Source organism: Corynebacterium choanae, from assembly GCF_003813965.1.
Taxonomy (GTDB): domain Bacteria; phylum Actinomycetota; class Actinomycetes; order Mycobacteriales; family Mycobacteriaceae; genus Corynebacterium; species Corynebacterium choanae.
Map to the genome: position 1 here is coordinate 1,587,027 of NZ_CP033896.1, position 15,780 is coordinate 1,602,806.

A 15,780-nucleotide genomic window follows, 5' to 3' on the forward strand; every position below is an offset into this window, starting at 1 on the left:
CCGTCCCTACGGCGATTCGCCGAGCAATACAGCCCGCAGCGCGGCAACTGCCCGTTCAAGATCGTCATTGACCACAATATGGTCAAATTCGTCTTGCGCGTCAAGTTCCTGTTTTGCTGTGGTGAGTCGACGTTCAATCGCCTCACTTGATTCTGTTCCCCGCCCGGTGAGGCGAGCAACGAGCTCATCCCAAGAAGGAGGAGCAAGAAAAACACTGGTGGATTCTGGTCGGGATGCTCGTACAGCACGCGCACCGGCTAGATCCACTTCTACCAGTACTGGTCGACCATCGGCAAGGGCCTGATCGACTGGGCCTGCTGGAGTTCCAGATCGTTGCAGACCGCCATGGATATCGGCCCATTCCAACATGTCACCCGCATCGATATGGGATTGAAACTCATCCGGGCTGACGAAGTAATAGTCCCGGCCTTCGACTTCGCCTGGGCGTGGTGCCCGGGTGGTCATCGACACAGAAAAATACAAGTCGTCGATCTCTTCCCGCAGACGCGAAACGACGGTGGACTTCCCCACCGCAGAAGGTCCAAGAAGCACGACAAGACGACCGGGTTGTGCAGCCATGTGACGTCCAATCATCAAGACCCGGTGACACTTGGCAAGGTCACCAGCGGGCAATGCTAGATACAGACCATCTCGGCAAACGAGAACTACTCACACCGCGATGCGATGCTTTCCTTGCCCGGCTACCGAGACTTCGGTGTGAACAACTCGCGTTGTTCGGGGCACTTATGCGCCGCCACACCGTGCTGATTGGTTGAGCACCGATTGGCATATGCGGGGTGGCGGATAAGCTGCCAGTGCGCAAAGGAACTCGAGTGAAACTATTCCAAGCCGGAAACCGAGCGCGTTGACAATAGTTGAACTGCAGGTTTCCTTTGCTGCTTTGCGATCCGAGCTGGGCTCGTCACTGTGACAAGTTCGACGGTGCGTCGCTGCAACTTGCGTACGCAGCATTGCCGCACCGAAACATTGCCAGGGTAAAAAGTGTGACGGCTACCGAAGCCGGGGTGGCCGTCAAGTGCAAGGTTGCCAGCTGGAGAAATACCCTTCATCTTCCCTGGCAACCCACTTTGCAGCAGGTGAAGTTCCACTGCTGCCGTTTCAGAGTTTTTACTCTTCGCCGTAGCCGAAACGCTCGAGGAGAGCGCGACGCTGACGGTCACCCAGGCCACGCAGACGGCGGGTCTGAGCGATTTCGAGCTCTTCCATGATCTCCTTAGCCTTCACCTTGCCAACCTTAGGCATAGCTTCGAGCAGTGCAGAGACCTTGGTCTTGCCGATGATTTCATCGGACTGAGCCTTTTCAAGCACCTCTTTGATATTGGTACCGCCGCGCTTGAGCTTTTCCTTCAGCTCTGCACGTGCCTTACGAGCCTCAGCGGCTTTCGCGAGGGCTTCTTTGCGCTGCTCGTCAGTCAACTTGGGAAGGGCCACTTGGTTCCTCCGGATAATTAGATGGAAAGATTGTTATGTTGTACAGCTTGCCTGCCAGCCGAATCAAAATCCGATTACAGCGGGAAGAATCTGCCAAATCAGCCGAGGTGACAGGCCAAATTACGAGGCTGTCGTTAGCTGAACTTGGAATAGTGTAGCACTATCGGTTTAAACAAGCAGGTCATTACCCTACTGGTTTCTTTTCAAATTCGCTAACACCGCCTCTGACCAGCAGTTTCCTACTGGTTGGAAACACCTGCGGTAGCGCATGCTTGCTCATTTGCTAGCCACACTGCTTTTCGCAGGTCAGCCACAGCAGGGCCGGATTGTAGCAACGATCGCGACAAACTTGGTAGCGCTAATGCTTCCACATTGGCCGTCAATTGTGCTACATCGGCAAAGGTTGCTCCCTGCGCCCCAACGCCGGGCATGAGGACCGGCCCGTTGAGATTAGTGAGTGCAGGCGGATCAGCCACTGTCGCGCCCAACACGATCCCGATCGCCCCCAGCTGCCCGTGGCGTGCCGCCTCCGCATTGGCGTTGGCCACGTGTGCCACAATTTGCGCGTCAAGCCGTGTGCCGTTGGTATCCACTGCATGTTGGATCGATGGACCATCCGGGTTCGAAGTTGCCGCCAGCACAAACACCCCTTTGCCGTGGGTTTGCGCCAGCGAAACAGCCTCTTGCAGCGATCCGAACCCTAAATATGGGCTCACCGTTACCGCATCAGCTTCCAACGGTGATCCTGGCGCTAGCCATGCTTGCGCATAGGCGGCCATGGTTGACCCGATATCGCCACGTTTCGCATCGGCGAGCACCAAAGTGCCGGCTTGTCGTAACCGCCGGCAGGCTTCCTCATAGACCCGTAATCCTGCGGATCCATAAGCCTCGAAAAACGCGATTTGCGGTTTGACGATCGCTGCAGCATCCACGAAGGCTTCAACACAGCGGTTTGTAAATGTGTCCAACCCTTCCGGGGTGGTATCAAGCCCCCACGCACGCAGCAAGTGCGGGTGCGGGTCGATGCCTGCACACACCGGGCCATATTTGTTGACAGCATCACAGAGTCGTTCACCAAAGGTAAGTTGTGCGAGATTACTCATCGCCGTCAGCTCCTTTCACAGTGCACCAGCGCAGCCGGTGGTTATTCACCGGCAGTATGGTCGAGATCCTGCAATGCGGTCACTGACAGCTCACCTGCCTGCAAGGCTTCAATACCCTGTACCGCAGCCGTCACCCCTTGCACGGTGGTTACCAGCGCAATATTGGCGTTTGCCGCAGCAGAACGAATCTCGTAGCCATCGTGGCGGGTAGACGACGAGCCAGCCGGGGTGTTGAGAATCAAATCGATTTCACCGGCCGAAATCCGGTCGATAATCGATCGTCCCGCAGCACCTGCTTTCACCTCGGAGGCTTTCACAACTGTTTCGCAATCTATGCCGTTGCGACGCAGCATTTGGGCAGTGCCGGAGGTTGCCACCAGCGTAAAGCCCATCTTCGCCAAACGTTGAATGGGGAAGATCAGTGTGCGCTTATCGCGGTTTGCCACCGAGACAAACACCGTTCCGGAGGTTGGAAGACCACCGAACGCAGCCGCTTCCGCCTTGGCATAGGCGGCTCCAAAGTTGTCGGCTAGCCCCATGACTTCCCCAGTGGACTTCATCTCTGGGGACAGCAAACTGTCGAGCATGCTGCCATCTGGACGCCGGAAACGGTTAAACGGTAGGACTGCTTCCTTGACCGCAATCGGGGCGTGTAACGGCAACGAACCACCATCGTGATCACTTGGGATCATGCCTTCTTGTTGCAGTTGTGCAATCGTTGCCCCAACCATAATGCGGGAGGCGGCTTTCGCTAGCGGTGTGGCTGTGGCCTTGGAGACAAACGGGACAGTTCGAGATGCACGTGGGTTGGCTTCAATAACGTAGAGCACATCGTCTTTTAGCGCATATTGGACATTCATCAGGCCGCGCACCCCAATGCCTTTGGCAAGTTTCTCCGTAGAACGGCGCACATTTTCAATGTCTTCTGGCCCCAGGGTCATCGGCGGTAACGCACAAGCTGAGTCACCGGAGTGAATACCGGCCTCTTCAATATGCTCCATCACCCCTGCAAGATAAACCTGTTCACCGTCGCAAAGCGCGTCGACGTCGATCTCGATTGCGTTATCCAAAAATCGATCAACCAGCACTGGATGATCACTGGTGATCTCTGTTGCGCGCGCAATATAATCTTCCAGCGATGCCTCGTCATAGACAATTTCCATGCCGCGACCGCCCAGCACATACGATGGGCGAACAAGCACTGGATAACCGATCGATGCGGCCACCGCTTTCGCTTCCGGGAATGACGTGGCCGTACCGAACGCCGGGGCAGGCAGCTGTTCACGGGAAAGCAGTGCACCAAATTCGCCGCGATCTTCTGCCATGTCGATCGCCTCAGGAGAGGTTCCAATCACGGGTACTCCAGCATCGCGAAGGCGGGCGGCAAGGCTCAGCGGAGTCTGTCCACCAAGCTGCACAATAACACCTGCAACCGTGCCTGATTCGCTCTCGGCGTGGTACACCTCGAGTACATCTTCAAAGGTTAACGGCTCAAAATAGAGGCGATCCGCGGTGTCATAGTCGGTGGATACGGTTTCCGGGTTGCAGTTGACCATCACCGTCTCATAACCCACCCGGCTAAGTTCTAACGCTGCATGGACACAGGAATAGTCAAACTCGATGCCCTGCCCAATGCGGTTTGGCCCGGAGCCAAGGATCAAAATCTTCTCGCGCTCGGTTTGCGGCGATACTTCTGATTCTGCCGCCGGATCGAGTTCATATGCCGAATAGTGATACGGGGTTTTCGCCTCAAATTCGGCGGCACAGGTATCCACGGTTTTAAACACCGGTCGGATTCCCAGCGACCAGCGCAGTCGACGCACTCCGTCCTCGCCTGCAAATTCTGGTCGAAGACGAGCAATCTGCACATCGGAAAGACCCATATATTTGGCTTCCCGCAGCAACTGCGCATCAAGCACTGGAGCGTTGAGAAGTTTTTTGCGGAATGCGACAAGGGCGCTGAGCTCGCCAAGGAACCACGGGTCGATGCCGGAAGCCTGATACACCTCGTCGATCGATGCTCCAAGCCGCAGGGCTAATTCAGCATCGTAGAGTCGCCCTTCAGTGGGACGACGCAGCCGTTCCAGCGTGGCTGGGATTGTCACCCCATCTTCACCAGCAAACTGTGTGTCGGGAACTGTCCAAAAACCAGTGGCTTTGGTTTCCAGTGAGCGCAGTACTTTGCCTAGGCCGGCAATATAGTTGCGGCCAAGTGCCATGGCTTCACCGACCGACTTCATCGTTGTGGTGAGCGTATCATCGGCACCTTTGAACTTCTCGAAGGCAAAGCGGGGTGCTTTCACCACGACATAGTCGAGGGTGGGTTCAAACGCGGCAGGTGTGACACCCGTGATGTCGTTGGTGATTTCATCAAGGGTGTACCCGATGGCGAGTTTCGCCGCGATTTTCGCAATTGGGAACCCGGTTGCTTTACTTGCCAACGCCGACGAGCGGGAGACGCGCGGATTCATCTCGATGGTGATGATGCGACCATCTTGTGGATTGATCGCAAACTGAATATTACAGCCGCCAGTATCAACCCCGACTTCCCGCAAAATGGCGAAGCCTTGATCACGCATCACTTGAAATTCCCGGTCAGTCAACGTCATCGACGGGGCGACGGTGACTGAGTCGCCGGTGTGTACACCGAGCGCGTCCACATTTTCGATGGAGCAGACCACAACACAGTTGTCGTCAGCGTCACGCATCAATTCGAGTTCGTATTCTTTCCATCCAAGAATGGACTCTTCAATCAGCACATTGGCTTCCGGGGAGGCAGCTAATCCCCCACCGGCGATGCGTTCTAAATCTTCGTCGGTAAACGCGAGACCAGAACCTAATCCACCCATGGTGAAGGAGGGACGAACCACCACCGGCAGACCAAGTTCAGCAACCGTTTCACGGACTTCCTCCATGGAGTGGCATACCCGTGAACGGGCTGATTCGCCGCCGATTTTTTCAACAATGTCTTTAAATTTTTGTCGATCTTCGCCACGTTCGATCGCCGCAATATCGGCGCCGATCAGCTCAACATTGTATTTCTTAAGGCTGCCCCGGCGGTCGAGGGCAATGGCGGCGTTGAGTGCTGTCTGACCGCCGAGTGTTGCCAGCACAGCATCAATGGGGTGACCGGCGGCGATCTCAGCTTCGAAGATTTTCTCGATATATTCCGGTTCGATCGGCTCAACATAGGTGTGGTCGGCGAATTCCGGATCGGTCATGATCGTGGCCGGATTGGAGTTGATGAGGGTGACGCGCAGCCCCTCACTACGCAGCACTCGGCAGGCCTGCGTACCGGAATAGTCAAACTCACAGGCTTGACCGATGACGATTGGGCCGGAGCCGATGACCAGAACGTGGTGGATATCAGTGCGTTTCGGCATGGTGGTGAAAGCTGTTCCTTGCTCGTTGATGGTGCAAATTGGTGGGGAGGATTCGCCGCCGGGGCGACTGGGCGGTGACTAGCTGTGATCGAGGCTGGTTGGCCGTTGTGCTGCGTGTTGTTCAATTAGCCGCAGGAATTGATCAAACAGCGGATTGGCGTCGTGCGGTCCTGCTGCAGCTTCGGGATGGTATTGCACCGAAAACGCGGATCCGTCGTCGAGGGCGAGGCCTTCAACCACCCCATCGTTGAGACAGCTGTGGCTGACGTGGGCGGGGCCAAATGGGGTGTTAAACCGCTCACCGGGTTGCCCTTCCACTGCGAAGCCGTGGTTTTGGGCGGTGATTTCGATAAGTCCCGTGTCGTGGTTCTTCACGGGCACGTTAATACCCCGGTGGCCAAATTTGAGTTTGTAGGTGGACTTTCCTAGGGCGCGGCCAAAGATCTGGTTGCCGAAGCAGATACCAAAAAATGGAATCTTTGCGTTGAGGACGGCCTGTACTGTTTCCACCATGACATCGGCGGTTGCAGGATCGCCTGGACCGTTGGAAACAAACACCCCATCGGGATGCAGAGCTTGAATTTCTGCGAAGCTGGTGTTGGCGGGAACGATGACGGTTTCAATTCCGCGAGCCGCAAAGTTGCGCGGGGTGTTGGTTTTAATCCCCATGTCGAAGGCCACCACGCGGGCGCGCGTGATGCCTTGTGCAGGCACAGTATAGGGTTCGCTGCAGGTGACATCGCCTGCCAGGTCGCTACCTGCCATGGCCGGTTGTGCTGCTACTTCAGCGATAAGTTCGGCAGGATCGCGTAGTGCGTCAGCTCCATAGTAGATTCCAGCGCTCACAGAACCATGATTGCGGAGATGACGGACGATTGCCCGTGTATCAAGCCCGCGAATACCGGGAATCTGCTGCTCAACCATGGCGTCTTCCAGTGAGCGGGTTGCTCGCCAGTTGGAGTAATGGTGAGCAAGGTCGCGGATAGCGAACGCAGCTACCCAGATTTTGTCGCCGCGCGATTCGTTGTCTTGTTCATTCCATCCGGTGTTACCGATTTGGGGGGCGGTGGCGACCACAATTTGGCGGTGATAGGAAGGGTCGGTGAGTGTTTCTTGGTAGCCGGTCATTGCCGTGGTGAAGACTGCTTCACCGAACACGGTTTCCATATGGCCAAAGCCGGTGCCACGGTAGATGTGGCCGTCGGCCAGCACGAGTGCGGCAGGGGTGGCGAGGTTGTCAGTCACGAAAGTGGTGTTCCTTACAGCTAGGTTTCGTTTGAGAGAGGATTGAGGTGTCCTTGCCAAGCAACCTGTGGCGGTGTTGTGCCAGTTCAGCGGGGCAAGGACTCGCAGCGTAGCTATGCTCGGGGATCAGCGGGGGTGCCGTTGTCATAGGTCACTCGTCCACGCAGGATTGTGTGGGTGACCTTACAGCCGAATTCCATTGCCTCATAGGGGGTGTTCGAGGCTTTTGAATGGAGGGCTTGGCCATCTACGGTCCAGGTTTGATTGTCGCTGACAATGCAGAGGTTGGCGGGTTCACCGACTGCGATGGGACGACCGTGGCCGGGCAGTCGCACAATCTTTGCCGGGTTTTCACTCATCACTTTCGCCACGAATCGCCAGTCTGCTTTGCCGGTTTCAATAAACAGTTTGGCGATAATTGCAAGCGAGGTTTCCAGCCCTAACATGCCGGGGCGGGCGAGGTTGAATTCGCAGGCTTTATCTTCTTGCCCGTGGGGGGCGTGATCGGTGGCAACACAGTCGATGGTGCCGTCAAGAAGCGCTTGTTGCAAGGCTGCGGTGTCGGATTGCTCCCGCAGCGGTGGATTGACTCGGTTGACGCCATCAAAGGTTTCCAAGCGTCGATCATCGAGCAGCAGATGGTGGGGGGTGACTTCTGCGGTCACCGGCATGTCCCGATCTTTGGCGAATTTGACGAGTTCAACAGTTCCGGCAGTGGAGGCGTGGCAGATATGCACCCGGCCGGCATAGTCCCGGGCAAGGATCGCATCACGGGCAACAATTGCTTCTTCAGCAACCCGCGGCCAGCCACGCAACCCTAGTTTGCCGGCGATTGCACCTTCATGGGCGCATGCCCCGTCGGTGAGGGTTGGTTCTTCACAATGTTGAGCCAGCAGGACATCTTCGCCGGCAGCATATTCGACGGCACGGCGCATCAGCAGCGGATTAGCAACACACATGCCGTCGTCGGAGAACATGCGGACTTTCGCAGCGGATTGCCGCATCATCCCAAATTCGGTCAGGGTTGTACCGGCGAGCCCTTGGGTGATTGAACCAATGGGATGAACGTCGCAGATGCCGTAACGTTGCCCTTTTGCCCACACGGATTCGGCAATAATCGGCTGGTCACATACCGGGTTGGTGTTGGCCATGGTGAACACGGCGGTGAATCCACCAGCGGCGGCAGCTTGGGAGCCGGTGAGAATGGTTTCAGTGTCTTCCCGGCCAGGTTCCCGCAGATGCACGTGAATATCGACTAAACCGGGCAGCAGAATTTGGCCGCCACCGTCGATGACTGTGTCGGTTGTTGCGGCAATATCGGCACCGATCTCAACAATGTGGCCGTCACTGATGCGAATGTCGACTGGTTCACCTTCCCCATAGGGGCGAACATTTCGGATGAGCAGGGTGGTTTGCGGGGTGGGCGCAAGTTCCCCAGTAGGTGGATAGGTGGTGGATGCTGGCTGCGATGTCATGTTCTTCGAGCTATTCCTTACACGGAGGGAGGTCATGTGGTGCGATAGCAACAGCAGCGGTGGCGGCTAGCTACTACCGGGGCGAGGTGTGGCAGGGTGATTATTCCGCTGCGAGCAGGCTAAAAAGCACTGCCATGCGGACGTGAACACCGTTGGTGACCTGCTGTTCAATGGCGGTATTTGGCAGATCCGCGACCGCATAGTTGATTTCCATGCCGCGCAGCATCGGACCTGGGTGCATCACAATGGCGTGGTCGGCCATGGCCTGTTGTCGTTGCACACTCAATCCGTAGCGGGTGGCATATTCCCGATGCGAGGGGAAGAACCCGCCGTGCATGCGTTCTTGCTGTACTCGCAGCATCATTACCACGTCCGCGTCCGCAATTTCTGCATCAAAGTCGCAGGTGGTGCGAACTGGCCAGGTGTCGACTCCGGGTGGTAGCAGGGTTGGTGGTGCGACGAGTACTACTTCGTTGCCTAAGGTGGTGTGCAAATCCACGTTGGAGCGCACCACGCGGGAATGTAAACAGTCCCCGACAATGACGATTTTTTTATTGTCGATGGAGCCCAGCCGCTGGCGCATCGTTACCGCATCGAGCAATGCCTGGGTGGGATGCTGGTGGGCACCATCGCCGGCGTTAATTACTGCAGGCCCGTCACCGTTGGGGGCCACATAGTTGGCCAATAATTGTGCCGCGCCGGAGGATGGGTGGCGAATAATAATCGCATCTGCGCCGACTGCGCGAAGAGTGCGGCCAGTGTCGTTGAGGGATTCACCTTTGGCAACCGATGATGATGATGCGGAAATGTTGATCACATCTGCACTCATCCACTTTCCTGCGGTTTCAAACGAAGCCCGGGTGCGGGTGGAGTTTTCGTAGAACAGGGTAAAGATGGTTTTGCCACGCAGGGTGGGTAGTTTTTTAATCTCCCGGTTGCCGAGGACGTCGTTAAAGCGGTCTGCTTCGTCAAGCAGGTTGATGATCTCGGCGGCGGAAAGATCAGCGATGGACAGGAGATGTTTCATCTGTGATCCTTGGTGCAAACAGTAGGCTGGCAGGCCGGTGTCCCCGACCTTTGGGGGTTAGTTGGTCGGGGTGGTTGCAGGAGTGAGTATGACACCATCACGGCCGTCGAATTGTTCCAACAGCACGGTGACATCTTCCGAGCGCGAGGTGGGAATGTTTTTGCCCACATAGTCGGCGCGAATCGGCAGGTCGCGGTGGCCGCGATCAACTAACACAGCAAGCTGGATTTTGCTGGGACGCCCGATGTCACGAAGGGCGTCGAGGGCGGCACGAATGGTGCGGCCGGAATACAGCACATCGTCAACCAAAATGACAATGTGGTTGTCGATGCCACAGTCTGGAATGTCGGTGGGTTTCAAAGCGCGAACTCGCCCTTGCCGGAGATCGTCGCGATACAGGGTGACATCAAGGGAACCATACGGCACCTTCACCCCGGCGAACTCGGCGATGTTGGCAGCTAGGCGGGCTGCTAACGGTTCGCCGCCGGAAGGAATACCAAGCAGCACCACTGGTGTTGCGTCAGCAGATCCCAATTGGGTTTTTTCGATGATTTGGTGCGCGATGCGCGCCACAGTCCGGGCGACATCGGCAGAACTTAAGAGTTCTGTCCCATCCGCCGGGAGTGCAGGGTGGCTCATCGTGACCTCCTTTCCCGCCTCACAGTGCGGTTCTTTAAAAGAGTCAGTCGTTTGCAGTATATGCAGTTAGCAGCCTGGTGAAACCGGGGCACAAGGCACCATCACGGCTGGCAAAAGGACATCCACCCAGTATGTGTTCACACTGACTGGTGCTCGTAATTATCGTAGCAGGTAATTGACCCACTGATCGATCGGCGTCTTGGGTGTAGATACCCCCGGAGGGCGGAGATTCCCGCTGCACCCGCCGTTGTCTTACGCCCCCTGCTGCCCGCCGATTTTGATCCCTGGGCGTCATTTGCGCCACAAGATCGGCACAAATAGCAGATGGATACGGCAATGACTTGGCTTGCCGTCTTGGGTTGCCTGCTGTCCAGGAGATATCCCGATTGCTGCCAGGTGGCAAGCCGCCGCGATGCCCACACCAGGATCGCAAACAGCGGTGTTGTCCCTTACAGCAAGTGGTGGCTATACCGGAATACCCGGTACGGTGGAAACTGTTGTTCCACACGGTCGTCTCCGGCAATCACTGTGCGGCACCAACTGGTGCCGCACACCGGTTTGCAAGGTGGTGCGCAACCATTGCGGATGGTGGACAAAAGGAATAAGCATGCACGTATCCCGCAGCGCGGCAGTATTGTGCTGCTGCCGCGGTTCGGCCACGGTGCATGGCGCACACAGCTGAGTCACCAACGGTGTAACGATGTGTTTTTTTTGCAGCCCTCCCCAATCGGACGGGTTGTTGTTGCATCGAGTGGTGCGCGGGGTCGATGATTTGGGGCGAATGATTTCACGAGTTGTTGTTTGGGAGTAGTGATGAGTCTTACCACTTCACATATTGTTGATGCGCCACGCGAAGATGTGTGGCTGTGGCATACACGGCCGGGTGCAATGGCTCGACTGACTCCCCCATTTGCCCCGTTAAAACCGAAACAACAGGCATCCTCTTTGCGGGATGGGACGAGTGTATTTACTTTGCCCGGCGGGGTGGAGTGGGTGGCGCAACATCAACCTGACGGGTTTGTTGACGGTGCACAATTCGTTGATGAGGTGACCACCACCGGGTTGTCCTTTATGACCCGCTGGCGACATACGCACGAATTCACCGCCGCCGGCGAAACAACACTGATCACCGACTCGGTTGCCACCCGTATCCCCGGTCCGATGATCAGGCCGGTGTTTGCTTATCGGCAGCGGCAGTTACAGCTCGATGTGGCTTTTGCCCGCCGACTACAGGGGCTGGCTTCCCACCAGTTTCCGGATGCCGCTGCACCGACCGCACACCCCCTACAGCCTCGGCGGCCGTTGACCGTTGCTATCACCGGCGCATCTGGGTTGGTCGGTCGGGCGGTCGCCAGCCAACTTGCCACCCTCGGTCATCGGGTTATCACGCTGACCCGCCAGCCAGCCGCCGACAAAAACAGTCGCACTTGGGATCCCCAATATCCGCATGCGTCGCTGCTGGATGGGGTGGATGCGTTAATTCATCTTGCCGGGGAACCGATTGTTGGCCGTTTTACCGAAGAGCATAAACAACAGCTGTACGCTTCCCGGGTGGGGCCTACCCGTAAACTCGCCACGCTGGTAGCGAACTCGTCGACTTGTCGGGTGATGGTGTGTGCCTCTGCAATTGGGATCTACGGCGCCGATCGTGGGGAGACGCTACTCGGGGAGGATGCCGCCCACGGTGATGATTTTCTCGCAACAGTGTGCCACGACTGGGAACACGCCACCGCGCCAGTAGCTGCCGCTGACAACCATCGAATTGTCAATATGCGCACCGGTATGGTGTTAGCAGGCGATGGCGGGTTGTTGCCGCTGCTAGAAACCGTGGTGAAAACCGGCGTGGGGGGCAAACTCGGCGACGGCAACCAGTGGTTTTCCTGGATTGCTCTTGATGATCTTGCCGATCTGTATGTGCGAGCTGTGTGTGATGCCAACATCCACGGGCCGGTCAATGCGGTAGCCCCTAATCCGGTGCGCAATGAAACCTTTATGCACACCCTGGGACAGGTGTTACGCCGTCCGACGGTTATCCCAACCCCAAAGTGGGCACCAGCGCTGCTCTTAGGGCAACAGGGCGCGGAAGAACTCGCCCTGGCGAACCAGCATGTGACCAGTACCGTGCTTGGCCACAGCGAGCACACCTTCCGCTACTGTCAGCTTGCAGCCGCGCTGCGCCACGAACTTGGCCGGGAACGTCTCGTCGCTGGCAGCTAGTGTTGGCAACCGGTGTGTGCATGTTCAGCCTTTATAGAAAAGACACACCGGGCAACCGCAGCACCTGCGCTGCCTTGATACCCCACCATCATCCCGCTTCACGCCGGCGTACACCGCGTGAAAGCCTGCTGGCCGGGTAAGATCAGGGGATATGTTCATCGCGGCAGTGGATGTATTGCTGCCGCGCTACCTTCCCCGGAAAGTGATAGTCCCCTATTGTGACGACCCCGAGTACTACTCCCACTCCTGTGACCTTGTCGCGGATAGCGGCAGCCTGTAACCGGTGCACTATTGCCCACACCATCACCGAACAACTACCGGGCAGTGACACCGTATTCCCCCGGCCCACCATTGCCACCGGCTTTCCCAATGTCATGCTGCTTATTGACCTTGACCCACAAGCTGGAATCCGTATCCAAGGATCCTGGCGGGGTATTTTGCCCGCAACCGAGATTCCCGCGCTTCTTGCCGCAGTAAGCGAACACAATCTGCACAGCATCGGACCTGCCCTAGCGACCAAGCTGGACGATCAGCAGCAAGCCATCGTCACGATGCGGCGAGTATGGCCGGTCAACCACGGAGCAACCGATGCACAATTAGACGCCGTTATTGCTTCCACTGTGGCTATGGTGACCCAAGCTGCCACAATGCTTGACCACACCTTCCCAGCTGCAGTGACCTGGAGTGAACATGACCACGACTAACAGCAACCATGCGAAAACCCCGGAACAACACACCCCCGAGCCGGTCACCGCGCAGCGTGTCACAGCCGCGCTCACATCATTGGGGATCACCAGCGAAACGGTGACTGACCCTGTCAATGGCCAACCAGTAGACGGTGCAATGATTCAGGGATACACCTGTTCATGGCTGCTATTTCCACAACATCTCCTGATTCGGCTGGACTCTGACACCGGTGAGAGCATTGCCGAGTTGCCCGAACCTGACTGGTATCTTGCCTGCAATAGCCATAACAGCCAGGCAGTACACAGTCGGGCGGCGGTAATCATCGCAAACGATAAATCGCTACATATTCGGCTCGACTGTGAAACCAGTATTGGTGCAGGACTCACCGACGAACAACTCCTCACCGTGTTGGCCGGCCAGATAAGCGCACTGCTAAACGGGCAGCGTGCACTCCCGCAGCGCAATCCACGCACAGCAGGACCTGCATAATCCTGCACACCGACAATCCTGCCGGCAACAGCGATAATTGCAGGCATGCGCGCCGGGGTCGGCGGGCATTTGCGCTGCTCGTCCCACCCCGGCAAGCCAGCAAGGCTGCTATCTCATTGTTGCTGCGTTAACCGCTGCTGTAGTTGCTGTTGCGAAGCTTCCAGGCGGGCGAGTTCCACGGCCGGGTCGAAGTCTGCCGGCGGCCATTGCAGCTGTAAATCCCGCAATGCACCAAGCAGCAGATACTTCACCACCATTCGGGCATAGGGTTTGTTGTCGCTTGGCACGCAATACCAGGGGGCGCTAGCTGTTGAGGTGCGCTCCAACGCGATCTGATAAGCCTGCTGATACTCCTCCCAGTGCAGCCGCTCATCGATATCACCAGGATTATATTTCCAATACTTATCCTTGCGTTCCAGCCGTTCCCGCAGGTTTTCCGCTTGGAATTCCGGGGAGATATGGAGCATCACTTTGATAATCGTCGTGCCGGAATCAACAAGCTCCTGTTCAAACTCAACGATCTGCCCGTAGCGCTGTTCAATCACCGGCAGCGGGGATAAGCCATGCACTCGGTGCACGAGCACATCCTCATAGTGGGAACGGTCAAATACGCCGATCCGCCCGGCTCGTGGGAGTGCTTTTTTAATGCGCCACAAGAAATCATGTTGGCGTTCCTGTTCAGTTGGCACGCCAAACGCTGCTAGATCCACCCCCTGCGGATCCAAGGTGCCCATCACATGCCTGATCACCCCACCCTTGCCGGAGGTGTCCATCCCCTGCAAAACAAGCAGAATCCGCGGGGTGTGCGGCAGCCCGGCACGAGCATTGGCATACAGCATCTCTTGCAGATCAGTGAGCTCGTCATCGATTTCGGTGAATTCGTGAAGCAGCTTTTTCTTCGAATCGGAAAAATTTGGGGTTGCTGCGGGGTCGATATCAGCTAGCTGAAATCCGGGAGTCACCTGAGTAGCGCGAGCATCTTCAACAGAAAAATTTGCCATAGGCACCATTGTGCCAGGATGAGCATCTCGTTGGTGGGAATTGATCCATCCGCGCCACCGCTCCCGGGAAAAACTGTTTCTGCCGCGAACTCACCCCCATTCGCCGCACTGCTGCAGCACAAGCAGGTAAAGATGGGCGTTGCCCGCCAACCCCATCAGTGGGTACTTTACTGCACTTGAAAATCATTACCACGAGTAAATCAGGGCAATATCCAGGACTTTTACTCAGATTCGGCGCATAGCCACGGATTTGGCCTATAATAGTGAACTGTATTTACGGTTACATGGCAAGTGGTCATAGGATGATGCAGATGGATGATCAAGACGAAAAGCGACGCGGGCCAAAACCAAAGTTTTCCCTCGACGATGCGGTCGATATTGCCCTAAGTCTTGGGCTCAACGAGTTCAGCCTTGCCGCTGTGGCAAAAGAACTCGGATTTTCCACCCCTTCGCTCTATCGAGTGATCGCCAATCGGGATGATCTCGTCGACAAATGCCTTGAACGAATCGCCCAGGAAATGCCCCTCCCACCGGCCGATCAGCCATGGCAGGAACAGCTGCACTTTTTCACCGACGCCCTGTGGAACCTCTTGGACACCTATCCAGGATTGTCGAAAATTTTCCTCACCCGCCCGTTCTCCTTCCGCCACGCCCAAGACTATATCTGGACACTCGTTGACAACTGCCAAGACGCTGGCTTCGGCGAAGATCGCACCGGGTTTTCCTTCGGTCTCATGCTCCTTGCAGAGATGACCTTCGTCTCCCACCTGCATGTCGAACAGCGGCGCAATCTCAACATCGACAATCCGCAAGTTGACCCCAAACTTATGGAACCAATTGACCGGGTCTCCCTCACCCGCCGCCTGTTCTATAAAACCGACGATATTTGGCTTGACCAAGGCAATCTCCGCGACCGGGTAAATTTCGTCATCGCCGGCATTGAAGCGGTGAGAACCAACCGGTTAGCGCTCCCCTCCACCCGCACCTTCATCCCTGCTACCACCAAGGATGATGGCGAAGCGGCAAAACCAGCCGGATAATCACAACCGGCAGCACTCTAGC

The 15,780-nt window shown here is 56.7% G+C and carries 13 protein-coding genes; 4 read left to right on the forward strand and 9 right to left on the reverse strand.

Translation table 11 applies throughout. The annotated features are described in order from the left end of the window. Window positions 1-6: 6 nt before the first annotated feature. The 8 genes from gmk to pyrR form a co-directional block, all read right to left on the reverse strand. On the reverse strand, window positions 7-579 hold the full coding sequence (gene gmk, locus CCHOA_RS05670; RefSeq protein WP_123928030.1) for a guanylate kinase: 573 nt from the start codon (window positions 577-579) through the stop codon (window positions 7-9). Between the two features lie 549 nt (window positions 580-1,128). Then, window positions 1,129-1,452 carry an integration host factor, actinobacterial type gene (gene mihF / locus CCHOA_RS05675; RefSeq protein ID WP_123928033.1) on the reverse strand — a complete coding sequence of 108 codons (324 nt, stop codon included), beginning with the start codon at window positions 1,450-1,452 and terminating at the stop codon, window positions 1,129-1,131. A 239-nt stretch (window positions 1,453-1,691) separates the two neighbouring features. After that, entirely contained in the window at window positions 1,692-2,555 is an 864-nt protein-coding gene (pyrF, locus tag CCHOA_RS05680; RefSeq protein ID WP_123928036.1) for an orotidine-5'-phosphate decarboxylase, read from the reverse strand. A 41-nt stretch (window positions 2,556-2,596) separates the two neighbouring features. Continuing rightward, window positions 2,597-5,938: a carbamoyl-phosphate synthase large subunit gene (gene carB, locus CCHOA_RS05685; protein ID WP_123928039.1), complete on the reverse strand. Its 3,342-nt coding sequence runs from the start codon at window positions 5,936-5,938 to the stop codon at window positions 2,597-2,599. Window positions 5,939-6,016: 78 nt separating this feature from the next. Continuing rightward, complete coding sequence (gene carA, locus CCHOA_RS05690) at window positions 6,017-7,183, reverse strand: glutamine-hydrolyzing carbamoyl-phosphate synthase small subunit (protein WP_123928042.1); 1,167 nt, start codon at window positions 7,181-7,183, stop codon at window positions 6,017-6,019. A gap of 113 nt (window positions 7,184-7,296) precedes the next feature. Then, window positions 7,297-8,658, reverse strand: coding sequence for a dihydroorotase (locus tag CCHOA_RS05695; RefSeq protein WP_123928045.1), 1,362 nt, complete (start codon window positions 8,656-8,658; stop codon window positions 7,297-7,299). 100 nt (window positions 8,659-8,758) lie between these two features. Then, the gene (locus CCHOA_RS05700; protein WP_123928048.1) at window positions 8,759-9,685 is read right to left on the reverse strand and encodes an aspartate carbamoyltransferase catalytic subunit; all 927 of its coding nucleotides are present in this window, start codon (window positions 9,683-9,685) and stop codon (window positions 8,759-8,761) included. A gap of 57 nt (window positions 9,686-9,742) precedes the next feature. Next, window positions 9,743-10,324 carry a bifunctional pyr operon transcriptional regulator/uracil phosphoribosyltransferase PyrR gene (gene pyrR / locus CCHOA_RS05705; protein ID WP_123928051.1) on the reverse strand — a complete coding sequence of 194 codons (582 nt, stop codon included), beginning with the start codon at window positions 10,322-10,324 and terminating at the stop codon, window positions 9,743-9,745. An 813-nt stretch (window positions 10,325-11,137) separates the two neighbouring features. Between pyrR and CCHOA_RS05710 the strand changes: the two genes are divergently transcribed. From CCHOA_RS05710 to CCHOA_RS05720, 3 genes are all read left to right on the forward strand, one after another. Continuing rightward, window positions 11,138-12,541 (forward strand): TIGR01777 family oxidoreductase, encoded by a 1,404-nt coding sequence (locus CCHOA_RS05710; RefSeq protein ID WP_123928054.1) that lies wholly within the window; start codon window positions 11,138-11,140, stop codon window positions 12,539-12,541. A 218-nt stretch (window positions 12,542-12,759) separates the two neighbouring features. Then, entirely contained in the window at window positions 12,760-13,245 is a 486-nt protein-coding gene (locus tag CCHOA_RS05715) for a type III secretion system chaperone family protein (protein WP_123928057.1), read from the forward strand. Next, window positions 13,232-13,717: a hypothetical protein gene (locus tag CCHOA_RS05720; protein WP_123928059.1), complete on the forward strand. Its 486-nt coding sequence runs from the start codon at window positions 13,232-13,234 to the stop codon at window positions 13,715-13,717. The genes CCHOA_RS05715 and CCHOA_RS05720 overlap by 14 nt, the downstream gene beginning before the upstream one ends. Before the next feature lie 113 nt (window positions 13,718-13,830). Here the strand turns inward: CCHOA_RS05720 and CCHOA_RS05725 are convergent, their stop codons facing one another. Continuing rightward, a complete protein-coding gene (locus CCHOA_RS05725) occupies window positions 13,831-14,718 on the reverse strand; it encodes a PPK2 family polyphosphate kinase (RefSeq protein ID WP_123928062.1) in 888 nt (295 codons plus the stop codon). Window positions 14,719-15,029: 311 nt separating this feature from the next. On the opposite strand from CCHOA_RS05725, the gene CCHOA_RS05730 reads away from it, so the two are divergent. Beyond that, window positions 15,030-15,758: a TetR/AcrR family transcriptional regulator gene (locus CCHOA_RS05730; RefSeq protein WP_123928065.1), complete on the forward strand. Its 729-nt coding sequence runs from the start codon at window positions 15,030-15,032 to the stop codon at window positions 15,756-15,758. Window positions 15,759-15,780: the final 22 nt, after the last annotated feature.